The sequence below is a fragment of the Niastella soli genome (genome assembly GCF_017742245.1).
Lineage (GTDB): Bacteria > Bacteroidota > Bacteroidia > Chitinophagales > Chitinophagaceae > Niastella > Niastella soli.
The window spans coordinates 421,078-446,746 of the sequence record NZ_JAGHKO010000011.1 but is presented as its reverse complement, the minus strand read 5'-3'; the positions used below and the strand labels follow the sequence as shown (position 1 = coordinate 446,746).

General features: G+C 45.6%; 15 protein-coding genes. 4 read left to right on the top strand and 11 right to left on the bottom strand.

The window, feature by feature from the left end; translation table 11 throughout:
- Window positions 1–114: 114 nt before the first annotated feature.
- The gene (locus J7I42_RS27805; RefSeq protein ID WP_209142372.1) at window positions 115–474 is read left to right on the top strand and encodes a hypothetical protein; all 360 of its coding nucleotides are present in this window, start codon (window positions 115–117) and stop codon (window positions 472–474) included.
- Between the two features lie 186 nt (window positions 475–660).
- The gene (locus tag J7I42_RS27800; RefSeq protein WP_209142370.1) at window positions 661–2,256 is read left to right on the top strand and encodes an FAD-binding protein; all 1,596 of its coding nucleotides are present in this window, start codon (window positions 661–663) and stop codon (window positions 2,254–2,256) included.
- Between the two features lie 391 nt (window positions 2,257–2,647).
- Here the strand turns inward: J7I42_RS27800 and J7I42_RS27795 are convergent, their stop codons facing one another.
- Both J7I42_RS27795 and J7I42_RS27790 read right to left on the bottom strand, forming a co-directional pair.
- The gene (locus J7I42_RS27795) at window positions 2,648–3,778 is read right to left on the bottom strand and encodes an acyltransferase family protein (protein ID WP_209142368.1); all 1,131 of its coding nucleotides are present in this window, start codon (window positions 3,776–3,778) and stop codon (window positions 2,648–2,650) included.
- A gap of 96 nt (window positions 3,779–3,874) precedes the next feature.
- On the bottom strand, window positions 3,875–4,648 hold the full coding sequence (locus J7I42_RS27790; RefSeq protein WP_209142366.1) for a phosphatidylinositol-specific phospholipase C/glycerophosphodiester phosphodiesterase family protein: 774 nt from the start codon (window positions 4,646–4,648) through the stop codon (window positions 3,875–3,877).
- Window positions 4,649–4,812: 164 nt separating this feature from the next.
- Between J7I42_RS27790 and J7I42_RS27785 the strand changes: the two genes are divergently transcribed.
- Entirely contained in the window at window positions 4,813–5,448 is a 636-nt protein-coding gene (locus J7I42_RS27785; protein WP_209142364.1) for a matrixin family metalloprotease, read from the top strand.
- A 108-nt stretch (window positions 5,449–5,556) separates the two neighbouring features.
- On the opposite strand, the gene J7I42_RS27780 is transcribed toward J7I42_RS27785, so the two are convergent.
- The 6 genes from J7I42_RS27780 to J7I42_RS27755 form a co-directional block, all read right to left on the bottom strand.
- Complete coding sequence (locus J7I42_RS27780) at window positions 5,557–6,447, bottom strand: DUF5017 domain-containing protein (RefSeq protein WP_209142362.1); 891 nt, start codon at window positions 6,445–6,447, stop codon at window positions 5,557–5,559.
- A 126-nt stretch (window positions 6,448–6,573) separates the two neighbouring features.
- Complete coding sequence (locus J7I42_RS27775) at window positions 6,574–8,124, bottom strand: RagB/SusD family nutrient uptake outer membrane protein (protein WP_209142360.1); 1,551 nt, start codon at window positions 8,122–8,124, stop codon at window positions 6,574–6,576.
- 53 nt (window positions 8,125–8,177) lie between these two features.
- Window positions 8,178–11,567 carry a TonB-dependent receptor gene (locus tag J7I42_RS27770; RefSeq protein ID WP_209142358.1) on the bottom strand — a complete coding sequence of 1,130 codons (3,390 nt, stop codon included), beginning with the start codon at window positions 11,565–11,567 and terminating at the stop codon, window positions 8,178–8,180.
- 390 nt (window positions 11,568–11,957) lie between these two features.
- Window positions 11,958–13,226 carry a FecR family protein gene (locus J7I42_RS27765; RefSeq protein ID WP_209142356.1) on the bottom strand — a complete coding sequence of 423 codons (1,269 nt, stop codon included), beginning with the start codon at window positions 13,224–13,226 and terminating at the stop codon, window positions 11,958–11,960.
- 106 nt (window positions 13,227–13,332) lie between these two features.
- Window positions 13,333–13,893 (bottom strand): RNA polymerase sigma factor, encoded by a 561-nt coding sequence (locus tag J7I42_RS27760; RefSeq protein WP_209142354.1) that lies wholly within the window; start codon window positions 13,891–13,893, stop codon window positions 13,333–13,335.
- 375 nt (window positions 13,894–14,268) lie between these two features.
- A complete protein-coding gene (locus J7I42_RS27755) occupies window positions 14,269–15,687 on the bottom strand; it encodes a sugar porter family MFS transporter (protein WP_209142352.1) in 1,419 nt (472 codons plus the stop codon).
- 156 nt (window positions 15,688–15,843) lie between these two features.
- Between J7I42_RS27755 and J7I42_RS27750 the strand changes: the two genes are divergently transcribed.
- Window positions 15,844–18,708, top strand: coding sequence for a DEAD/DEAH box helicase (locus tag J7I42_RS27750; RefSeq protein WP_209142350.1), 2,865 nt, complete (start codon window positions 15,844–15,846; stop codon window positions 18,706–18,708).
- 75 nt (window positions 18,709–18,783) lie between these two features.
- Here the strand turns inward: J7I42_RS27750 and J7I42_RS27745 are convergent, their stop codons facing one another.
- The 3 genes from J7I42_RS27745 to J7I42_RS27735 form a co-directional block, all read right to left on the bottom strand.
- Entirely contained in the window at window positions 18,784–22,110 is a 3,327-nt protein-coding gene (locus J7I42_RS27745; protein WP_209142348.1) for a tetratricopeptide repeat protein, read from the bottom strand.
- A 155-nt stretch (window positions 22,111–22,265) separates the two neighbouring features.
- Window positions 22,266–23,597 carry a sugar porter family MFS transporter gene (locus J7I42_RS27740; RefSeq protein WP_209142346.1) on the bottom strand — a complete coding sequence of 444 codons (1,332 nt, stop codon included), beginning with the start codon at window positions 23,595–23,597 and terminating at the stop codon, window positions 22,266–22,268.
- A gap of 26 nt (window positions 23,598–23,623) precedes the next feature.
- Window positions 23,624–25,615, bottom strand: coding sequence for a glycoside hydrolase family 2 protein (locus tag J7I42_RS27735; RefSeq protein WP_209142344.1), 1,992 nt, complete (start codon window positions 25,613–25,615; stop codon window positions 23,624–23,626).
- Window positions 25,616–25,669 lie beyond the last annotated feature (54 nt).

Here is a 25,669-nt window from a genome sequence, read left to right as displayed (position 1 = left end):
TCATTAAATTTTGTTAACTGGTTAATGGTATTTTTATCCCCGTTACAAAGCCCTAGATTTGAGCTTACTTTACCGGCCCCCACTCTCCTACCCGCACACTAATAAACAAATCATATGCAATTGCCTGCCATATTCACCAAAACACTGTCAGTTTTTCTTATTGTCTTATTACCTGCAACAACCTGCATTTTTTCCAGTTGCAGCAGCACCAAAATAATCACCGAATACGATTGCGCTGATGCGGCCAACATCAACAAAGACACTACCGTTTGGCATTATTGCTGGGGACTGATCCAGTCGAAAGACATCAGGCCACAATGCGACAAACGGAACAATCACCTCAATAAAGTAGTTGTAAAATCAACACCAGCACATGTGCTATTAACAGTTATTACGCTGGGCATTGTAATTCCCCAGAAAGTGTCCTGGTGTTGCGCCCCGCCCAACCTGCAACCCGGCCACCTGGGCAATTAGGATAAAAGTTGATCAGTTGACCGATTGACCAGGCAATAAAATAGTCGGATAGATGAAAGAAAAAACCTTATCAACTTGTATTCCTGATCATCTCATCAACTGATCAACCCTCATCAACCCCGCAAGGCGGGGTATTCCTGATCAACTGATTAACTCGTCAACTTATCAACCTATCAACTCAAAAACATGGCACTTCCAGAAGGTATACTAGCCCTCCCTATTACCGATTGGCAAAACGGTCATCAGAACTTCACGGTTACATTAACAAAAGATGCCAGCTTTAACCTGCGGCTGCCTTTCGACTTCTCCCAACAAGAAAAGAATTACCAGGCTACTACTAAAAATTTTCAATGGTTGATACAACATGCTATTGACAACAATTGTCGCTTGCGGGCGCTTGGCAATGGCTGGAGTTTTAGCGATGTGGCCGTTTGTAATGGCGGACTGGTTGATACCCGTGAGTTGCGCACCTTCTTTAGTATTGGTAACAGCTTTTTATCACCTCAATACCTAGCCACTGGTAAAACCGCACAGGACGTTATTTTTACCCAATGCGGCATGAGCATTTTGCAAATGAACAAGGAACTGGAAGAAGAAAATGGCTGGATGCGCAGCTTACGTGCCTCCGGCGCCAGCAACGGACAAACCATTGCAGGCGCCACTGCTACCGGCACCCATGGGGCCGGATTTAAAGTAGGCGCCGTACATGACGCTATTGTCGGTTTACATATTGTCACCGGCCCCAACCGTCATGTGTGGCTCGAACGGGCAACCTACCCTATGGCATCACCGGCATTTACTGACTGGCTGGGGGCCGAAGTGTTTCGCGATGACGATCTGTTCAATGCTGCCGTAGTAAGCTTTGGCAGTTTTGGTTTTATTCATGGCGTGTTGCTGGAAACCGAACCTATTTACCTGCTGGAAAAATACACCTCCGCCAACATCCCTTATAACGATAAATTGAAACAAGCCATCAATGAATGGAAGTTTGAAGCACTCAATGATTTTCTCCCCTTCCCGCCCGAAAGCCCTGGCCGTAGTTTATATCATTTTGAAGTGCTCGTGAATCCCCATCGTTTTGCCATCGATGATGCAGATCAGGGGCTATACCTGAAAGCAATGTATAAATCGCCATATCGAACCAATTACGACAAACCCACCCTACCCGCCGGTAAGTTTCAATATGGCGATGAATTGCTGGGATTGATACAAACCGTTCTCGACAATATCGGTAAGAAGGTCACCCAAAAACTGGTACCACCATTGGTCACTAAACTATTTCCCCTGGCATTTGCGGCCAATGAACAGGCTACAGGTACTATTGGCGAGATCTTTACCAACACCAAATTCCGGGGCCAGGCAGCCAGCGCAGCCATTGCCATTGACACGGCCAATGCCAGCCGTGCCATTGAAGAGATCGTAGCCCTGAATAAGAAAACACCATTTGCCGGCGCCATGGCACTTCGCTTTGTAAAAGGCACCAAAGCTACGTTAGGCTTTACCAAATTCGAGAAGACCTGTGTACTGGAAATGGATGGTGTTGAATCGGCCTCCAGCCGTAAGTTCTTTAGCTCCGTGTGGGACCGCTTTGAAGCAATCGATCTTCCCTATACCTTACATTGGGGCAAGATCAATTTTAATCTAACTGAAGCACGTCTCCGCCACATGTATGGCGATGCCGCCATAAACAAATGGCTTACCGCCAGACATAAACTGTTGGATGATGTTACGCAGAAAGTATTTACCAATGAGTTTATGGAGAGAACGGGATTGACTAGTTGATCAGTTGATCAGGAAATACCAGCAATCAGTTTGCAGAGCCGCAGGTGAGCACGTGAATGGTGAGTGGTGAGCGACACGCGCAGCGTGGAGCATACTCTTGTATTCCATTGCCGACTGCCGACTGCCGATAAAACCAGACCTGTCAGGATCGCATAAACCCACTAAAATTGCAAGCTCAAATGGCGAACCTTACAGGTCTTGGCACTGCCGTTTGCCGTCTGCCGTTTGCCGTCTGCCGTTTGCCGTCTGCCGTTTGCCGTCTGCCGTCTGCCGTCTGCCGATAAAACCAGACCTGTCAGGATCGCATAAACTCACTAAAATTACAAGCTCAAATGGCGAATCCGCCAAAGGCGGGCAGGCTCTTACAGGTCCTGGTATTGCTCATTGCCCCCTACACCCTCACATAGATCTTCTTCTTATCCATCCAATACCCCACTGCCCAGCAAAGCAGCATATACAAAACCGCTTGCACAAAGGCCCCGAAATAGGGCGAAGCCAGGTAAATAAATATGTTATCATATAACCATTTGAAGACGGTTGTACCAGATGGTAACCGGAAAACATTCCATAAAATAACCAGCACTTCCGACAACAGATATATGAACAATGGGTTCTTGCCAAATACCTGAAAGAAAGGTGTCCACGAAGTTTTTTGCTGAATATCGGCTATATAAACAATAGCAGCTATAAGAAGACAATCGATCCCTACGGTTTGTAACACAAAGGAGCTGGTCCAAAGTTTTTTATTGACCGGAAAAGAATAATTCCAGAAATGGGCCAGTACCAACAGAGCAAAACCCGCCAGCATCAATTTGGTAAGCGCCTCATAGGTACCACCTTTTTGTTGCAGGAACTTACCCACCCAAAAGCCGGCCACTACGTTACCAATAGCCGGAAACGTGCTTAAAAGCCCCTCCGGATCAAAAGGCACCCCTTCACCATGATACAGGTGATCTGGACCAAGCAGCCACAGATCGAGCTTTAAAACGGCATTGCCATGCAACGACAGGGGATCAGCGGCATCGCCAAAGAAATACAACACCGGCCAGTACAACAACAGGATGACCCCGGTAATAATAGCCGCAGTTCGAAATTTAAAAAAGTAGATCATTAAGGAGGCAAAACAATACGCCAGCGCTATCCGTTGTAAAACGCCAAAAACGCGCGTTTTCTCAAATGGATAAAAAGCATATTCACCCGTTGCTTTATCCAACCGCACAAAGGGGAACCAGTACATCAGGTAACCCAGTATAAAAATGAGTAATGTTCGTTTGAAAATTTTTGCAAGTACGGAAGCAGTAGAAGCATGCTCCCATTTAGGCATCACAAAGCTCAACGCATTACCTACTGCAAATAGAAAGGATGGAAAAACCAGGTCGGTGGGCGTAAAACCATGCCATTGGGCATGCAGCAGCGGCGCATAGGTATGGGCCCCATCAGGCGAGGTATTTACAATGATCATGAAGCAAATGGTCATGCCCCTGAACACATCGAGGGCCAGGAATCGTTTTTGTTGTTGCATGTCAGTTTAAAGTTGGTGTAGCAGTAATTACCGGAACAATCCGAAAGTAATCATTTCAACCGAACAGACAAACAACTGTGGGGACCTGCTGAAAATTTACTGTTTCAGATTCCCTAAAAAACCAGATAATGCCTTGATACTGTCAGTGTTTATATAGTCCACTCCCAGTTTCATCAATTGGCGCCAGGCGGCTTTATTATCAGGCGCGCCCCAAAAACGCACCGGTTTATTCAGTGCATGCGCCTGATTGACCAGTTTATGTAAGATATACCATTGTGATGAAGGGATGATGCCTTTTCCATTCCACATGGTATAGCGTTTCAGATCGGCGCTTAACATCACTACACGCGAAAATGCCTCGGCCGGATATTCCTTTTGCAACTCCCCATCGAACCAGATAAAGGCCGGATAAGAAGCATAAGCCGATACATCGGGCCGGTTGCCACTGATCGCGATCTGTAATGTTGAACATGTTGTAAGCACCGGGTATTTTTGCAACAGTTCTACCAGTTTGTTCAGGGTAGTTACACTATCTGTTTTTATATCGATCATGAATTGCAGGCGGCGGGCGCCATCTGCATAAATATGGCCTTTGTTCTTTTCTATAAAAGATTGCAGCGGTTTCAGATACATATTTTCCAGCGTTCTGTGCAATGCCAGTTCATCCTTGCTATGCGCCACCAGTAATTCGCCATTGTGCCAGAAGATATCCGCTTCTATTGAACCGAAGGCTTCATTATAGGCAGTTAACAGGGGAACAGGCTGTTCATAATCGTTGTGCGAATGGGCGTTTGCAACGGTATATTGAGCAGGTTGCGAGTACGCCAGTGTGGTAATAAATAATGACAGGGATAAAAACAGTTTGTTCAATGTATAAGGTGTTTTTAGTTATTGGCTTCGTAAGTTATAATATTAAAACCCCGACAAGGTAGTATAAAGCCTCGCTTACAAGAGTAGCCAACATTAGATTTTTCAATTAATTAATAATTGTTGAATTACATTTGAGTCAAACCTCAAAAACCATTCTCCAACCAATGCAATATAACCTCATCCGTCTGGTTATCCCGATACTCTTCGCTTTCCTTATCACCCATTGTACCAGCCCCATAAAACCTAACCAGCACCACATCATTGGACTGCAACCCATCGGACAGTACGCCCCTGGTCAATTGCAATTTATACAAAAGGAGTTACACGCATTCTTCAAGGTCCCGGTAGTTATTTTAAAAGGAAAAGACATGCCGGTCTCTTTTATCAATAGATCGAAGGGTGAACGTTACTCGGCAGATACCCTCATCAAATGGCTGGCGGATAATGCGCCTGACTCCATCACGAAAATAGTAGGTCTTACTCATAAAGACATTTTCACTACTGTAAAAGAGAATGGGCACATTAAAGGACCTGCGGCCAGCTATGCAGTATGGGGCATCTTTGGCCTGGGCTACCAACCCGGTCGCTCATCGGTGATCAGTGATCATCGCCTGCAAACAAGCAATATCCCATGTTTCAAACACCGGCTTCGCACCATAGTTATTCATGAGTTAGGGCATAATCAGGGTCTGCCGCACTGCCCCACCCCCAAATGCATTATGAATGACGCCAATGAACGGATCCAGACGGTTGATCAGAGCGGCGATACTTATTGTTCCCTGTGCAAAGGCAAATTGTAGTATCCTAAATGTAGTGCAAAAACAAGAACTTTTCCCAGGCCAACTGCCTCGAAAAAGTTCTTGATAAACGCATAGAAAGTACGGAAGATGTGCAGGGATCGCACTACATTATTGAACGGTTATCGAAACTTCCTTTATATCGCCTTTTTCATCGTACCGGTTAATGTTGGCAGCAACAAATGTTGCATTGTAAGTGCCCGGCACATCATAGGTATATAAAAACGACGACAATGTCGTGGTCATGTTCTTCAAAGGCGTACCGGTATCAGGTAACACTTTGCGTAAGTTCAAGGGCTTTGAAATAACCCAGCCTTCAGCTTCCGGACTGCTGGTGGTAGTGCCACCTTTTATCTGCAATTGGGAAGTAGAGATCGTCCAGGCCACTCCGGGTGCTTTCATGGGTACAGCCTTAAAACCGGCTGTAGACTCGGCTATTCCTAACAACGAATGGCTGGTACTGTCTGCCAGCACATTGGCCAGCGCCACAGATTTAACGGTCCATTGTCCCTGGGCTTTGTTAGCCGCTCCGGTAAATTTAAACGCAACATATACCGGATGATCATCGGTAACAAATTGCGACAGATCGATAACGCCAGAGGCAACGGTAGTAGTGCTGGTAGCCAGCTTTACCTTGCTGGTAATAGTAATATCCGTCCAGGTGGCCTGGTAAATATTTGCTGAATCGTACACTCCCGAAAAATCGGTAGACACCAATAATTGCAAGGTGTTCTTTGGTGTTCCGGTAGTTATTGCAGTAGTGAACTGCAATTGCGGAACGCCCGGCGCTGTTACCCGGTCAATGTATTCATACTTATGATAAGGTTCGCCCGAATAAAAGGTCAGATAATAAGGATTCCCGGTAAATGAAAATCGTATCGTGTCGGCAAGGACATAGCTGTCTTTATCGGTGGTTACCGTAAAGCCCGTTGCCTCCACCGTTTTCTTATTACAGGCTGCACCAAACACGATGAGCACTGCTATGATGAAATATTTTTGCATGTTAATATTTTAGAGACTGCTTAATATTGAATGGTGAATGGTGAATGCCTCGCGATAATTGAGATTAATAAGAGATCTTGAACCGCGGCGAGCTTACTCACAACTGACAACTCACAACTCACAAGATTACCAATAAGGATTCTGCACCATTTTTTTATTCAATGACATTTCACTTAAAGGAATAGGGTATAACAAATGCCGTTGAGAAACATTGGCCGCATTTACGGCAGCATAGGCATAAGTAGTACCGCCTTTTGCTTTAAACTCATCCGCCACCACCTGCATCGTCTCTACAAATATGCCCCAACGGATCAGATCGGGTTTGCGCAGTCCCTCAAAGCATAATTCACGGGCCCGCTCATCGCGGATCTCATCGCGAAAACCATCTTGCGAGGCAATAGTGGTATCTGCCAAACCTGCCCTTTTGCGTACCAGGTTAAGGGCTTCATGCGCCAGCGGCGTAGCACCCGTAACTTCGTTCTCTGCTTCGGCCAGCATCAATAACACGTCGGCATACCGCAGGATGGGAAAATTGGTTGAAGTATAGTTTTTATTCTTGGGGAAGATCAATTCATACTCCCGACGCCACTTGTTCGTATTACGGCCATAAATATTTGAGGCAGCCAAATTGGTTTTAACTCCAAGTGTATTCATGCTGTAGGTTGAAATGGCCCAGTCGCGGCGTACATCATTGGGGGCATATAAATAATACAGTTTCTGGGTGGTGCTGTTAAATCCATATGCATACCCAACAGAGTCTAATATATCTGCGTCCGCTCTGCAATACACCCCGTTCTCATTGCCGATACGGCCGCCTTCGCGATAAGGGTCTTTATTAGTACCATAACATTCCGCCTCCCAGATGCACTCTTTATAATCTTCTATATCCTGCACCTCATTGATGAAGATCTGTTTGTATTCTGCGTTCAACGCATGTTCACCTGATTCTTTCACTTTTAATGCCCATTCGCGTGCATCCTTGAATTTCTCTGTATCATGCAGGGGGGCTCCGGCCATGGTAAGAAATACCCGTGCCAAAATACCTCTGATCGTTGATTTGGATATTTCACCGGAATTACCGATCTGCGCAGCTGTTTTTACAAGGGACTCAGCTTCCTTCATATCGGCCACGATCTGTGCATACACTTCTTTGGTTGGCGTACGGGCAATGTCTACCACATCTACAGAATAAGAAGGGTCCAGCTTTAACGGCACATCGCCATAATACTGCACCAGCGTAAAATAAAAGAATGCCCGCAGGAACAGGGCTTCACCACGTGTTACTCTTTTTGCATCTTCTTTCATTTCGGCCTGGTCCATATTGGCCAGCAGTGAATTGGCCCTTTCAATACCGGTATACAGGTTGCGCCAGAGGCTACCAACATAGGTATCTGAAGCATCATAATTATAGCGGAACGGCCCGGAGGTGAAAGTGGTATACGAAAAAAACGATTCATCTGTGGTAGCGTTGTGCCGGATTGGGATCTGTCCACCCCACATGCTTTCATTAGATATTATATCATATATACCAGCCAGCGCAGATTTTACTTCTGCCTCATTGGAATAATAATTATTCGGTTCCAGAAAATGCGGCTTCTTCTCCAGGAATTTTTTGCAACTGCCTGCTACTACTATCATAACTGCCAGCAGACCCAGTAAAAAAATTCTTCGTTTCATATGATTGTCGTTAATGATCTGAACAATTGGTTTGCTTTGAAATGACTATTTAATTACAGTCCCAGGTTCACACCCAGTGTAACCGTTCTGGCCCTTGGATAAGAAGAATAATCAAACCCGGGTGTAAGGGCTGAATAACCGATCGACACTTCGGGGTCTGAACCGGTGTAATGTGTCCAGGTATACAGGTTTTGCGCCGAGACATAAAAGCGGCAGCTTTTGATCTTTGCATTTCGCAATAATTTCGACGATAACGTATAACCCAATGCTGCGGTTTTGAACCTTAGGTAAGAACCATCCTCAATGATGCGGGTTGAATATACATAACCATACTGTCCACCCGCACGCGGCATGGTAGTATTGGTATTTTCCGGCGTCCAGCGGGCCTGGAAGCTTTGGAACTGATTTAAATAGGCTTTATTACCTGTTTCAAAATTCAACCGGTTGGCATTGATAATATCATTACCATATGACCACTGGAAGAAGATGTTCAGATCGAACCCACGATATTTGAAATTATTGCTAAGCCCACCAATATGACGGGGCAAACCCTGACCGATCACCGTACGGTCGTTTTCGTTCAGCACTTTATCATTATTCAGATCACGGTATTTTGCATCGCCGGGTTGTATGGCGGCGCGGGTATTCCCATTAGCAGGAACATTGTCCTTTAAAATGTAATTCCCATTGGCCAGCTTGTCAAAATCATCATACTGGTATACGCCATCGCTGATATAACCATATATCTGTCCCAATGGCTGACCCAGCTTCGCTATATACAAGGGAACGGTAGCATACCATTGGTCCCAGTTGATCACAGAGGTCATACTCTCCTGATTTTGCGCCAGCGCCAGCACTTTACTTCTATTGAAAGAAATATTGAAGGTAGTGTTCCAGGAAAAATCCTGGTTCGTGATATTATTCGAGGCAATGCCTATCTCAAAACCTTCATTGCTGGTTTTGCCTACATTTTTAAAAGCAGTGGGATAACCGGTTGTGGGTGGCAGCGCCGCATTCAACAACAGGTTGTTGGTTGTTTTCTTATAATAATCAAGTGTAATGGATAGCCGTTGATTCAACAGGCCAACATCCACTCCTACATCTGTCTGGGCAGTGTTTTCCCATTTCAGGTCTTCGTTCGCCATATTGGCCAGCACTGCTCCCTGTTGCAGATTGTTGTTAAAAGTATAATAGGCGGCGGCGGGAAAATCAACTTTTGCATACGTAGCATATTCGCTTACCCGGTTGTTTCCGGTGATACCCCAGCTGGCCCTGATCTTGGCATCAGACAGAAAGGAAATGTCTTTCATGAAAGGCTCATTGATCAGCTTCCAGGCAACTGCACCCGAGGGGAAGAAGCTCCACTGATGGTCAGGTCTGAATTTGGAACTACCATCTGCCCGGAAAGAAGCAGTGAACAGATAGCGGTCTTTGAATGCATAGTTTATACGCGACAAACCCGACACCAGCGACCATTCCGACAATTCGGGATACACAGGCTGAATGGCGCCGTAACCCAACCCCGACAAGCCCAATGATTCATAGGGCAGCAGATTGGCGGCCATCCCGTTAAATTCATACCGGTTGCCCTGCAGCGTTACCCCTACCACTGCATTTATTTTGTGATTGGCATTAAAGCGCTTATCAAAACTGAGGGTATTTTCATTCAGCCAGTTGGTAGTCTCAAAATAACTGACAGAACCATTTATTCCATAAATAGTGCCGGGGTGACCCGTACGGGTATACCGGTTATTGAATGCATCGCTTCGCTGCATGTTCCTGTTAATACCACCCGTTACCTTAAGTTTCAGATTTTTAAAAATGGAATACTCGGCATAGGCATTGGCAATAAAATTATTGATGTTCTTTAACCGGTATTCATTCTCAGCAATAACAACAGGGTTCATGCGGTAATCAGTGCCTTCGCTTACCATATCATCCATTAACTCCTGCTCATAATCGGTATTTATTACTTTCGAAGGGTTAAGTGGCGATGCAGGCCGATACCCCCAGGCGCTGTACAACAGGTTGTTCATGGAAGAACCTGACAGACTTGAAGGGATCATCCCGGTACGTTTGGTATTGGTAAACAGGATATACGCCCCTACTTTGGCTTTATCGAATGTTTGATCGATACTTACTTTACCCTGATAGCGTTTGAAGTTGGACCCTGCTACGATCCCATCCTGATCAAACACTTCTCCGGATGCACCGTACCTTGTTTTAGCCGAACCGCCGGTCACCGATACGCTATGGTCCATCATATATGCATCACGATACAGTTTCTTTTGCCAGTCAACCGCTTCCACATCTTTGTAATCCTCGGGGGTTACTCCATTGGCCAGATAAGTAGCGTTAACGTCAGAGAATCCGATCTCCTGTTGCAGCTTTACAAATTCATACGGGCTCATCAGGGGAATGGTCTTAAGATTTTGCTGTATTCCATAGTAGCCACTGTACCGCACTACAGGCGGACCATCTTTCCCTTTTTTAGTAGTGATAATAATAACGCCATTAGCGCCTCTGGCGCCATAGATCGCGGTAGCGGAGGCGTCTTTCAGTACATCGATCGATTCAATATCATTTGGATTGAGGATGTTGTTGTCGGGGTTCTCAATAGGAAATCCGTCGATCACATACAAGGGAGAATTATCCTGCGTAATAGAATTATTTCCGCGGATAATGATATTGGTGGCAGCCCCAGGTTGTCCTTCAGTAGAAGAAACAACAACACCCGGCATTCTGCCAGCCAGCGCTTCTTCAAATGAACGGACCGGCGCTTTTGTAAGATCTTCCATACTTACCTGAGACACGGAGCCGGTAAGGTCTTTCTTTTTTACCGTACCATAGCCGATCACCACTACGTTCTCCAGGCCTTTTGAATCTATTTGCAGGGTTACATTCATTTCTTTGTCTACATCCACCACTTTCACTTCATACGTTATAAAACCAACGTATGAAAACACCAGCACCATCCCGGGTTCCATATTCCTGAGGGTAAATTCACCTTTGGCATTGGTGCGGCCGCCGCGTGACTGACCGCGTACTGTTACTGTAACGCCTTCTATTGGCTCTTTGGTCATGCCATTGTATACATGACCATGCAATTCGCCCATCACAACAGCTTTCACTATTGGCCGTTTGGATTCTTCTTTTAAACTCAGCACAATAGTTTTATCTACTATGCTATAAGTTAAAGGTTGACCAGCAAGACACTGGTCGAGCACCTCTTTCAATGGTGCATCTTTCACATCGATCGTTACGGGTTTTGCTTTTTGCAACCATTCCAGGTCATAGAAAAACAAGTAGCCGGTTTGTTTTTTGATCTCTTTGAACACCTGTTCCAGCGACATCTCACGGCGCGACAAACTTAGTTTCTGGGAGAACCCAACAGCATGTACCTGCAGGCAGGCAACCAGTAAAAAAACAGCGCTAAATTTCATACAGCACGCGGTTTTAAATAGTAATTGTTTCACCCTCCGCTCCCGTTGGGGAGAAGGTGCTTGGCAATAAACCTTCAAAGACATAGTTTTGCGTTGATTGCGGAAAGAGCTCCTGCTCTCAAATCGGAAGCGCTTTCCTTTGGTTAATGTTTAGCAGTTACGAAATAATTGTTACCTGTTGACCCCAATCTTCGGCCGGGAACACGCCAATGTTTCCGGCTTTTTATTGGGTAAACAGCAAGGGTGGTTTTTCAAGGATCCATATGTTTCAGTTTATGGTGTTGCTTCTTTGAAAAATTGCAGGCCCTGAGCGCAGCGAAGGACCTGGCCGCGACGAGGCCATTGCCTATTGCCGTTTGCCCTCTGCCCTCTGCCTTCTGCCTTTTGCCCTTAAGGCAACACAGTAACCACCTCTCCCTCAATAGAAAAATGCACCTTACTCAACTCTAGTATCTTCAGCACCTGTGACAGATTCATACTGCGTGAAACCTGTCCGGCGAAGCGGCGTGTAGGGACCTTGCCCTTGAAGACCACCTGCACGTTGTACCAGCGAGCCAGTTGCCGCATGATCGCCTGTATGTCTACGTTATCAAAATAAAATATGCCATTTTTCCAGGCTATGGCACCCTCTGTGTCCGCATCATTAATAACCCGAATGTGGTCACTTCCAATTGCAGTGTTCTTTATTTGCGCCTGCTGGCCGGGTTTAAGTACAACGGAGCGTTCCGGCCGATGCACGTCATTGGGGTTGGCCCATTCCCTGATCTGTCCTTCCAGCAACGTTGTTTTGATCATAGCCTCATCGCCATAGGCATTCACATTGAAGTGTGTTCCCAGCACTTCAATAAGTCCCTCCCGTGCTCCGCCGCCAGCTATAGGAGCAGTAAAATGTACCCGGAAAGGTTTATCGTGGTTTTTCTTTATTTCAAAATAGGCTTCACCCGACAGCTGCACCAATCGCTCATTACTGTTAAATACAGTGGGATACCTAATAGAAGAAGCAGCATTCAACCAAACCTTACTGCCATCGGGTAACTCTAAATAATATTGACCACCGGCGGGGGTTGTTAATGTATTATAAACAGCCCTTCGACTACGCTCAGAGTTTTGAGCAACCCCTTCGACTTCGCTCAGGATCTCTTTATATTCGAGCTGACCGTCTGATCGTTTCTTGACTTTTGTTTCCCCTTCATTTGCAATTGTGCCATTGGCAGCCTTGTCAAGATCGATCACTGTTCCGTCTGCCAATGTGAGGGTGGCTTTATTACCGCCAGGCAACGCATCCTGCACCACCGATGTTTGCTGTTGAACCTTTGCAATTACCTGGGGTGCGGGTTTATGAATAATAAAATAATATACGGGGATAGAGGCCAGCACCACTATTGAAGCGGCCACGGCAATACGACGCCAGCTGTGTTTATTGATAGGAATAACAGGATGAGATCGTTCTCTTTCTTCTATCTGCTGCCAGATGGCGGTTTTCATTTCCTGTGCTAACAATTCCTTTTCATCGTCTGACTGCAATGGCGATTGCTCGCTGGCTGTATCAAAACTTTCATAATAAGCTTCGATGAATTGTTCTTCTTCGGGCGAGGTTTTGCCTGCCAGAAATTTCTGTATAAGCCGGATAAATTTTTTTCTGGCGTTTGATTGAGCCATTATGCGGTGACTTTTATAATAAGTACCGGAAATGGCAAAAACTCCCTCGTGACTGAAAGATTTTTTTGGCCTCCCCCGCACCTACGGAGGGGAGGCTTGAGCAATGTTATAACATCATAAAGAAGTGGGCAATATGTAAACGTAAGCGGTAAATGATGGAACCCAATTGGTTCTGGACTGTTTTCTGGGAAAGGCTCAACTCGTTAGCGATCTCTTTAGTAGATTTATCGTACTGCGTATGTAATAAAAACATAGTACGTTTTTTTTCGGGCAGTTCATCGATCCAGGCTTTTACATGGTCCAGGAATTCTTTTTCAATCAATGTTCCTTCTGCACCGGATGTAGACGAGGCAATGGTTTCATACAATTCAAAAAAGGCGGGACCTGCTTTTTCTTTGGCAACCAGCTTATAGATCTGAAAGCGAACGGCAGTCAACAGGTAGGCTTTTATGTTACTGATAGTCACCTGTCCCCTTCTGCACCACAGATCAATAAACACATCCTGTATAATATCCTTGCATTGTTCTTTATCTTTCAATCGCTTGTACGCTGCATTGTATAAGAGCTCCCAATAGCGGTCATACAGGGTATTGAACGCATCTCTGTTATCCAGGGTAAGCAAATCAAGCAGTTCAGTGTCGGTGGCTTGTATCACAGCAGTTAGCAACAGTTTGGTTTTAGGCTTTTCAGTTTCCACATCCAAGATCACAAGAGCCTAGCAAATGCTGCTTAAAGCTATTAATTCCCTATGGAAAATCATAATTTTCACGCAAACGGTTGCATGAATAAAGGCAGAGGGGAGAAAATTTAAGTTGATCAGGAATACAAGTTTTTAAGTTCTTTAGTTATTGGGTTATTGGGTTATTGGGTTATTGGGTTATTGGGTTATTGGGTTATTGGGTTATTGGGTTATGACTCGCGATAACTTACTAACTTAATAACTTACCAACTCAAGAACCTAACAACCTAATAACTAAATAACCGGCACCTTGTAAAGGGCAACCCTCTATTTACCTGGTTGCCCCTTGCCCAATGCCAATGCCTATTGCCCTTCCTTAACCAGCTTCCGCTCCAGCTCCTCCAACGACACGCCCTTCGTCTCCGGCACCTTGCTCAGCACCCAGATCAATTGCAACGCCATCATAAATGCAAAAAAGGCAAAGATGGGCCAGGGATTATCTTTGAAGATCCCATCCTTTTCATCCAGGAATACAGGCGTTATAAGCGTAATTAATGCTGCAAATACCCAATGCACACTGGCACCAAACGATTGTCCCATTGCCCGTACTTTATTGGGAAATATTTCAGATATGAACACCCAGATCACCGCACCCTGTCCTATGGCATGTGCTGCAATGAACAATAACAAAAACACCATCAACATGCCGGCGCTGGCTTGTGCATAAAAGCACCAGGCTACCATGGCCAGACTCACAATATATCCTACAGAACCAATGATCAGCAACGTTTTTCTTCCCAGTCTGTCAATCAGGTACAGACCCAAAAAAGTGAAAAGCAGATTAGTGCCGCCAATAGCAATAGAGTTGAATAAAGATTCCCGGGCTGCCAGGCCGGCCCGGCTCAGGATCTCCGGCGCATAGTATAAAATAAAATTGATCCCCGACCACTGGTTAAAAAAGGCGACCATAAACGCCAGCCAAAGAATGGCTGAATACTTTCTGCTGAAAAAGCGACGACTGTTACGATCGGCATTCGTTCCACCCGATTCATGTTGCACGCTGGCTGTGATCAGGGCTATTTCTTCATCGATGTTGTTCATGCCCAACCGTGCCATTACATTTCTGGCAGTATTGGTATCCCGCTTTACGGCTACCAGCCAGCGCGGGCTTTCAGGAATACTTAATACCATCAAGGTATAGATAAGGGAAGGGATGGCCATAACGCCCAACATCCAACGCCAGTCGTTATTACCGCCCACACCCTGTAAAAAATAATTGGAAAGGAATGCCACCAGGATGCCAAATACAATATTAAACTGATACATGGCTACGAGCCGTCCTCTTGTCGAAGGCGTGGAGATCTCCGACACATACGTAGGTGCTGCCACTGAAGAAACCCCAATGCCCAAACCACCGATAAAACGGAAAAAAGAAAACACGTACGGATCATTCGCCAGTGCCGAACCCAGGGCCGAGATACTGAAGAAAATGCCTATCCACAACAACACCTTTTTGCGCCCATATTTTTGGGTGGGCCAGCCACCCAGCAACGCCCCGGCTACAGTACCCCACAAAGCCATGGACATAATGAAAAAACCGTGAAACCAGGGCGTAGTATGCCATAATTCTTTAATAGGCAAATTGGCCCCGGATATCACTACCGTATCGAACCCAAAAATAAAACCGGCAAGGGCCGCGATCAATGAAATGCCGAATAAATTAGCAGCCGATGAGGAACTGCCAGTTTGTGCAGTAGTCCTGGTATCGAAAGAAACTTGCATAGCAGTCGTTTTGGAATTTAAGTTAGCGTATTTAGCACGTAATTCCGACTAAATGTCATACTGCTTTTCTATCCACAAATTGTGCAAAAACTGTTGTGCACAAATGCCCCTACGCCCCTATTTTTGCCAATTACCCTATAATGTAATTTAGCGCAAATGATATCTACAAAAAGCGATCAGAAAAATGTGTTATTGTTTCAGCCTCATCGTTTATTGTCAGATCATAACCTGATGGAATGTTTACAGATCACCAAAGAAAAGGGTGTTCCCAAATATGTAAACAGTGAGTTGAACAGTTCCGAATTAAACAAGAACTTCCCCAAGCTTCCCAAAGAAGTGAAAGACGTGCTGCTGATCTTCGGAAAAGAGAAGATTACCCTCATGAAAGAGGATGTTCAGAAAAAGTTCACGCTGCAACGCGCGGGTGTTTCTTATGAGGTATATTCCAAATCTGCCATTAGCCGCCGGTTGCACGAACATCTGGAAAGAATGAAACCATTTGCCGCCCTGGTAAAATGGTATCACAAAATACCCGGTGAAAAAGGAAGTTTTAAAACAGCGCCGGGCAGCTTCAGCACCTTTAAACCGAAACTGGAATTCGAGGTGGTGAAAAACGGGACCGGTCTTCAGTTAAATACTATTATCTCCATAAACGGAACGCCCTATACACTGGGTGAGTTCAGTCGTTTCCAGTTCCTGTTATTGAGCGGAAACGAATACTTTATTCTTTCTTTTAAAGATTATCAAACGCTGGAATGGCTGAAGGAAAACGATCCACAACAATACAGCCATCAGCCCGCTGAACTGGGAGAGAACATCCTGGCCAAACTGGAAACAGATTATCCGGTTAATCGCAATAATCTGTTCGAGAAAAATGAGTTACGCATTACCCCGGTGAACCGGGTTATGCTGAGTGAGATCAGCCAGTCGTTCCTGGTGTTAACGCCACAATGGGATTACGATGGATTTATCATTGAAGGCCCCTGGAAAGAGACCTATGACATAACCCGTAATGGCCAGTCATATGCTATCTATCGCAATCAGCAGGATGAAAAAGCGCTGTGGCAATTGCTGGAAGACCTGCACCCTAATTTTGGCAAACAGCTGAACGGATACTATTACCTGTCCTTTGAAGAGGCCCAGAAAAAACAATGGTTCCTGAAAGTATATCACAAACTGCTCGATCTGAACATCCAGGTAATTGGGATGGATATGCTGCAACATTTCCGGTATTCACAGCATAAGATCCAGGCAGACGTTACCATAAAAACTGAAGTGACCGACGCGCTGGTTCTCCAGATGATCATTTCATTTGGCGAAGAAGAAGTATCGTTGGTGGAAGTGCAAAAGATCGTACAGGCCGGACAACGCGCTATCCTTTTACAGGATGGTTCGCTGGGCATTTTAAACGATGAGTGGTTGCAAACCTATGGCACCATCATTCGCCATGGAAAAATTTCCGGAAAGGAAATACAGGTTCCCCGCTGGCTGGCATTTAGCGAAGAAGAAGCAGCCGATGGCTCCTCTGTTTTGAAACCTACGTTACACAATAGCTGGCTGGAAAAATGGCAATTGTGGCAAAAGGATGGTGAAACGGTATATGAAGTACCTGCTGTGATCAATGCAAAACTGCGCCCCTATCAGCAGAAAGGATTTGAATGGATGTTGCTGCTGGCCGAAGCAGGCGCAGGCGCGTGTCTGGCAGATGATATGGGGTTAGGTAAAACACTGCAAACGATCAGTGTGTTAACCCATCAGCTGCATGAAAAAGCTACCCAGCGTCACCTGATCGTTTGTCCTTCCTCGCTTATTTATAACTGGTCGCAGGAGTTGCAAAAATTTGCCCCGCATGTGAAGGTGCTGATCTATCATGGCGCCAACCGCGCGGTGCAGGAGGCAGCCATGGGCGATTTCCAGGTGATCATTACCAGTTATGGTACCGTGCGCCAGGATATTGAGGAAATGTGCACGATCAACTTCGGCACCGTCGTGCTGGATGAAAGCCATAATATCAAAAACCCGGCAGCACAGATCACAAAGGCAGTGGAAAGACTACAATCCGGTTTCCGTGTTGCACTGAGCGGTACCCCGGTCATGAATAATACCTTTGATCTGTATGCACAATTGAACTTCCTGTTACCTGGCATCTTTGGCAGCAGGGAATTTTTCAGACGTGAATATGCCGATGCCATCGATCACCGCCGCGATACCGATAAGATCAAAACCCTGCAACGGATCACGGCGCCATTCGTTTTGCGCAGGACCAAGGAACAGGTAGCCGGCGATCTGCCAGCCAAGACCGAAATGGTAATGTGGTGCGAAATGAGCATGGCCCAAAAACGTTTGTACGACGAAATAAAGGACAGCATTCGCCAAAGCGTATTCCTGAACATTGAGCAGGAAGGGCTTAATAAAAGCAAGCTGGCAGTTTTACAAGGCATGTTAAAGCTGCGTCAGATCTGTAACTCACCGTTGTTGTTGCCCAGCGAAGAACAAACCTGCAACGACTCGGTAAAGACCGATCTGCTGATGAATGAATTGCAAAACAACCTGAAAGATCATAAAGTGCTGGTGTTCTCCCAATTTACCAGTATGCTGAACCTGCTGGCTGAAAACTGCCGCGAGCAAGGGATAGCCTATTATCACCTTGACGGATCAACGCCGCCTGAAAAACGGCAGGACCTGGTCAATCAGTTCCAGGACCCCAACAATACTACCAATGTATTTTTGATCAGCTTAAAAGCAGGTAATGCTGGTTTGAACCTTACCGCCGCCAGCTATGTGATCCTGTTCGATCCCTGGTGGAATACTGCGGTACAACAACAGGCCATTGACCGTACTCATCGTATTGGACAAACCAAGAATGTCTTTGCTTACAAGATGATCTGCAAAGACACCATCGAGGAAAAGATCATTTCGCTGCAACAGCATAAAAAACAACTGGCCGAGGAATTGATCTCTGAAGACGAAGGGTTTGTTAAGTCATTGACAGAAGATGATATTAAGTACCTCTTTAGTTAAAAGCCCAAGGGTGGGTCGCTCTTAAAGAGCGGCTCACCCTTTCAAGGTGAGCCGCCTTTGAAAGGCGACCCACCTCTATATCATCGCCAAATGGATCTTAGCACCAAAATGCATATTATCATTCGCCAATACCCGTTCAAAACATGCCTTCGCGCCCAGGGTATCTCCCAATCCCAAAAATCCCAGGGCAGACAGATAATCACAATGGATCTTATTGCGGGTATTGAGGTCAACATCAAAGATCAGCAGATCTGGTAACGACACAGCGAAGTAATCGATCCTGATGTCATCTTCCCGGTGTGCCCTACCATATTCGATCAGGCTATTAAAAATGGCAGCTGCCTGCTCTTTATTACCGAGTTGTTGCCAGGCCATTCCCTGGTAAAAGATCTTGTCGGGTTGTTGATCATTGTAGAATAAGGCAGCACTGGGTTGTGATAACCCATTCGTTGCCCTGGCGAAGCATTCCATCCCTTTTCCACTATTCCCTAATCCCATATATCCCATTCCCAACCAGTAATAGATGTCATTTTCCTGCGCGCCATACAACTTGCCTTCTCCCAGGTTATGCGGAAACTCCTGTGCCTGTTGTAACAACCAGATCGCTTTTTCATAATCCTTTGCCTGGAGGCATTTTTTTGCAACCTCAATTAAACTGAACTGGTATTGCGCCGATACTTTCCCTTCGCCCCCCTCCCATGGATGAAATTGCCTGTCCATGATCAGTTGATAAGCTTTTTCATATTGACCAACGAAGTTGTACAGGGATGCCCGTTCCAGGTACAGATCATCCCGTTGTTCTACCACAGATAAATGTTTTTCCAGCAACTGCAGGCGTGTTACTACGTCTTTATTTAATCGTTTATACATTTGGTCCAGCTCCATCAGTACGCGTGCATCACTTGTATCCAATGCAAAGGCTTTTTCATAACAGGCCAGTGCCTTTGAGTGATCCTGTTGTTTGTTGAAATAAGCGATGCCCAGGTTACGGAATACAGTGGGAAATTTATCATCCCGTTGGGCCGACAACTCCCATTGGGCTATAGCTTCTTCATACTGTCTTTTATCGTACCACAGATTGGCCAGATAATACGGCGCTTTGGCATCTTTGGGGTTGAGGGTGGAAGCCAGTTGCAGCACGGCTATATCTTCCAGCCGGTTAGGGAAACAGGTCTGGCTGTCAGCGTTAGCGCCCAGGGTAAAGAAACCAACTGCTTTTTCCTGGTCGTTTTTTACGTAATGCAACCAGCCCAGGTAATACCATACCATGGGATATACCGGCTCTCTGGTATTATCAACGTAGTGTTGTAGTAATTGAATAGCGTCTTCAAATAAACCACTCGCTGCATAATCCAATGCATATTCAATGTAATTATGTACATAACCCCGCGCATGGTGTTGTAACAGTTCCAATGCCTGCTGTGCGGCTGCTCTATCTCCCAATGCCTCATTGGCTTTATATTGTTCTACATACAGGGAAAGATTGAATGCATCTCGTTGCAGCCCTTCTGCACAAACCTGCAAGGCGCGTTTACGTTGTTGCAGCTCATTATAAGCTGCCGCTTTCAATGCCCAGGCTTTGCAATTACCCATATTCCGGTCGAGCGACAATTGCGCATGGTTCACCGCATTACCGGGATCGCCTTGTAACAGATCGAGCTGTGCAAGGGAGAAAAACGCGCTGCTTTGCCAGGCGCTGCTCCATGTTGCTTTATAAAAGGCTTCATATGCTTCTTTATATCGTTGCTGGTATTGCAGGGAAAGACCCAGGTTATAATAGGGCTCGCTGTCGTACGGGTTGGGATTCCGTTGCGTACCGGTAGCAATGGCTGTTCTAAAATAGGGTTCGCTTTTTGCAATCTGTCCGCGCCGCAGGTACCAGGCACCCAATGCATTGTTACTACGAAAATCACCTGCATCGCGACGCAAGGCCTCTTCATAATAAGGCACGGGACTGTAGGTAGCATGGCGGTATTGTTCCAGGTGTTGTGCGGTCAGAAACAATTGTTCATTATTGGCAACGGCTGCCGGTGGTAACGCTGCTTTGGCCGGCTGCGGCATTTCATTTATTCTGTTCTTCACCGGTTCATACCGAAGGATTTCCTTACCGGCTGCATTGGTAAGAACAAACAACACATTGCCGGCAGTTGTTTCTTTCTCTACTGTTATAGAAGTAGTATATAACTCTTCAGGCGACACATCAATCACTTCGCTCAATATTTTTTCACCCGCGCTATTAAACAGCTGTAACGTAAGCCCCTTCTGTATAGAGGTAGCAAACAATTTTATGACCAGGCTTGCATTGTATTTCTCAATATTCACCAGCAGGTCTTTGCTGGCATTCTTTACCAGTCCCAGTTCGCGGTAAGGCATAAAATACTGGGTAAAGGTCTTTTCCTCATAAGGCATTAACCAGGAGAAGTCGGGCTGGTTATCAGTAAATACGCCGGTCATCAATTCAATATACGGACCATCTTCATCAGTAAGGTTACGGTCCCAGGCCACCCCAAAATCACTATACCCCCAGGTCCATTGTTTTTTTCCCGGCGACACATGGTGATTGGCCACATGCAATACTCCGGCTTGGGTATCATGTTCGTAACCACCCACAAAATCATAATCGGAGTTGATGGCCATGTAAGAAGTGGGGACCGGAATATTCTTATATCGGGAAATATCTGTGCCCGGTGAGTAATCTACTTTGTAATAGGTGCCTGTTGCTATTGGAAAAGTAGACACATCGCGTTTACCATGATCGAACACCGCATTTACATCGGGTGGAAAAACGCTTTGGTAATCATCATTCACTTTTACCGCCGGATTGGCCCACCATAAAAACGTTTGCGGTAATGGCGTACGGTTATATAATTGTGCTTTTATTTCGAGATACGCCTTACCGGGATGCAGCGTAAAACCGGCCATGCCTTTGGTGCGGAACATCCGCTCCACTTCATTCACCCAAATGGTTTTACTGCCATCTTCATGTTCTTCAATTGACCAGTCAACCGCTTCAAAAGTACTGGGGCGATGGTGTTGTGGCCAATTGAATTCAATACCACCAGAGATCCAGGGACCACACAAACCCACCAGCGCGGGTTTTATTACCTGGTTGTAATATATAAAATGCCGCTGCTTTATTTTATCATATGCCATTTGAACACGCCCACCCAATTCAGGCAGCACCATTATTTTCAAATACTCGTTTTCGAGGAACAACCCATTGTAGACCTTATCTTGCTTTTCATCATAGATCTTTTCAATTACGGGATGCGGATACACTACACCGCTACTCCCCTGATACACCCTTTTCTCAAAGAACATCGGGTTTTTATCGGGAGCCCCTATCCCATAGGTAGGGATGGCCACGTTTTCCTGCCACACTTTAACGCTTGAACTAGACATTATTTTTGATTGTGTTATTATATAATTAATATTATGCAGACCTGTAAGGTCTGACTTTTGAACTTGCCGGGCCAGCGTGATGAACAGACCCCGATGAATCGGGATGCAAATCAACCCACAGCTAAAGCAAGCTCAAATGATGCACCTTACAGGTCTTAATGATAGCTACTTATTTCTTCCAGAGTCTTCCCTTTCGTTTCGGTTATCCGGAAGCGTATAAACAGAAAACCTAATAAACAAATACCGGCATAGATATAGAACGGAACATATGCGCCTAATTTACTGACCAGTGTAGGAAAGGTAGATACCAGCACAAAATAAGCCGCCCATAAAGACACGACGGCCACGGTGGTAGCCCGGGCCCTGATGTGATTGGGAAATATTTCCGCGATCAACACCCAGGTAACGGGCGCCAGCGAAGTGGCATACAGGGAAATGGCAATCAACACAAAAACAGAAACAATACCAGCGGCTGCCTGATTTTGCAATAACAAAGCAAGCACAATATGTAAGACTGAAAGACCAGCAGCACCCGCTAACATCAAAGGTTTGCGACCCATTTTATCTACCTGCCACATAGCCAGCACGGTAAATACCAGGTTTACCACTCCAATAGAAACCGTTTCAAACAATTGCTGATTGAGATTGGCGCCGACCGATTCAAAAATGGTGGAAGTATAATTAAACACCACATTCATGCCACAGAACTGTTGGAACACAGCGAGTATTATTCCCGGAATTAAAAACCTGCGTACGGCGGGAGACCAAAGACCAGCCAGGGAAACAGTGGATGCCCCCTGCAACGATCTTTTTATATCTGTTACTGTATGTTCCGCATAATCGGCATTCCCAATTTTGGCTAAAATGTGTCTTGCTTTCACATGTTGGTTCGCCTGCATCAACCAGCGTGGACTTTCAGGCAACCAGATCACACCGATCAGAAAAAACAAAGAAGGCACGACGCCCAGGCCAAACATCCATCGCCAGGCATTGGCCCCATTATCGGCCAGCAGATAATTCACCAGGTTGGTGATCAGGATCCCAATTACAATGGTAAGCTGGTTAATGGCCACATTGCGACCACGAACAGCTGCTGGTGAGATTTCCGCAATGTACATGGGACTTAACATGGAAGCCATGCCCACGCCTATACCGGCGGCAAAACGCATGGTCATAAAAATTTTCAGGGAATCGGATAAAGCCATGCCTATTGAAGACAAAGCAAAGATGATGGCGGCTGTCATTAAACCAGGTCTGCGGCCATACCTGTCGGCGAGGGAACCGGCAATTAAACAACCCACAATACAACCCAGGGCCAGCGAGCCGGTTAGAATGCCCTCCCAGGCAGGTGTTAAACTAAAGGTAGTCCGTAAGAACGGTAGGGCACCGGAGATCACAGCAAAATCGAATCCAAACAAATAACCACCCAGCGCTGAAATAAAAGATATAGCTATAATATAACTCGCATTAAAACGATGTTGGATCATGGCAAACAATTGTTGTGATAATTCTTTTAATGAACAAATGGATAACTGATCACCCGGTAACCAGCCGGCGTACAAATATCAAAACCGGCCCGGGCGTTCATATCAGTCAAAGTAATAGTAGCAGTTTCACCCGGTTTTAGCGTTGGCAGTTTTTGTTGTACCATTTTATTCCTGCCATTCGGCCAGGTAACCAAAAAATCCCGAACGGTATAGGATGGCAACTGATCTTTATTCTGCAACAGCACCTGCACCGTGCTATCGTTCAATTTCTTTACATTGGTTATTAGGATGGGGGAAGCCAGTTGTTTGAATACATAGTAAGACGCTTTCTTTTTAAAATACATATCAGTAATACCGTGAATGCGGGCTTTATAATTATCCGAACCATCTTCCCCCATTTGTGTACGGTAATCGTTCAAACAAAAATATATACAGCCCACAATGTATTTTCGTTTGGCCCACTCCTGATAATGGTAGCTCATGTCTTCGATCCTTCGAAGATCGCCACCGGCAAAACGTGGTTCACACAAACCATTTTCAGTGATCAGTAAAGCCCGGTCACCCATACAGCTTTCAATTTCGGCAAAATAAGCAGGCAGTTCCTGGGTGTTCTTGCCAAACCAGGTGCCAATGTATTCATTCCAGGTAGGCAGATCGCCGATAAACGATTCATCGTTTTGTTTACGCCGGAACGTTTCATTCGAAACCACATTTACCAGCCGGGAACTATCCTGTGATTGTACAAACTGTTTTAATCTTTTGTATTGCTCCGGATCACGACCATCGCCATGCACTTCATTGCTGATGCCCCAGGCAAAAATGCAGGGATGGTTATAATCCCGCTCGATCATTTCAGTAAATTGTTGACGGGCCACCTCTTCCAGTTGCGGTGTTAAACGCGCCGGTTGCTGCCACCAGGGAATTTCAGCCTGTAGCAGAATACCCTTTTCATCCAGTTGGTCCAGCATATACTCATCAACCTGCCAATGAAACCGGCTGATGGTCACATTCAGGTCTTTAAACATCCTGGCTACAGAATCCATTACCCAATGCGGTTCTGCGCTGCCATAAGCCGGATGGCTCGATGGCATGTACTCCAATCCCGGCAAACGCACGGCTTCATTGTTCAGAAAAAGTTGTGGTCCACGCAATTCAACTTTTCGGCAACCAAAAGTTTGGGTTACCTGGTCCGTAGGTTGATTGTTTTGCAGCAGCGTAACCTCTACCTGATACAGGAAGGGATCATTAAAATGCCAGAGGTGCACTTTGCCCAGATCAAGGGATGCGTTAAGATCATCACCCGATCTGGTCAGGGATACAGGCTGGGTAAGCACATTCTTTCCCGAGCGTTTTTCATTGATGCGAACAACAGCCTGCACTTCATTTACATCATGCTCCCACAATTTCAGACCCAGTTGTGCTTTGGCGGTTGAATCGGTAAAGTTGATCTCGGGAGTTATATGCACATATCGAATGGAAGGCTTACCAGTTACCTGCAGGCTTACGCCACGAATGATGCCGCCATCGTTACACCAGTCGAACTTTTGTTTATAAGGCAGGTTGTTTGCAGAAAATGCATTACTTACTGATACCACCAGTTTATTAGGCGAGCCGTATTTAACCTGCCTGGTAACATCCACATAAAATGTTGTGTACCCGGCATTGGTATGGGTGGCCAGTTGCTCACCGTTCAGGTAGATAATGGCATCATGATATACCGCATCGAATTTTAACCGTAGTTGTTTATGGCGATTTTGTGCAGAAATATTAAACGTTTTTTCATACCAGGCCAATCCGCTATAGTCTTCCAGCCCCTTCATTACATTCCAGGTATGGGGCACCTGAACAAGCGTAGCATTGGCTGGCAAACCTGCGGCCCAGTTCCTGGCGTTGCCCGTATTGGTTGAATCGGAAATGAACCGCCAGCTCCCGTTCAAAGAGATGCTGTTTCTGCCCGTTTGGGCATAAACAGATAATATACTGAATAGAAATAATAAGCAGCAACAACTGATTTTCATAAATGGCAGCATGGTTGATCGTATGAAAATAATTATACAAATATGCCGGTTAGC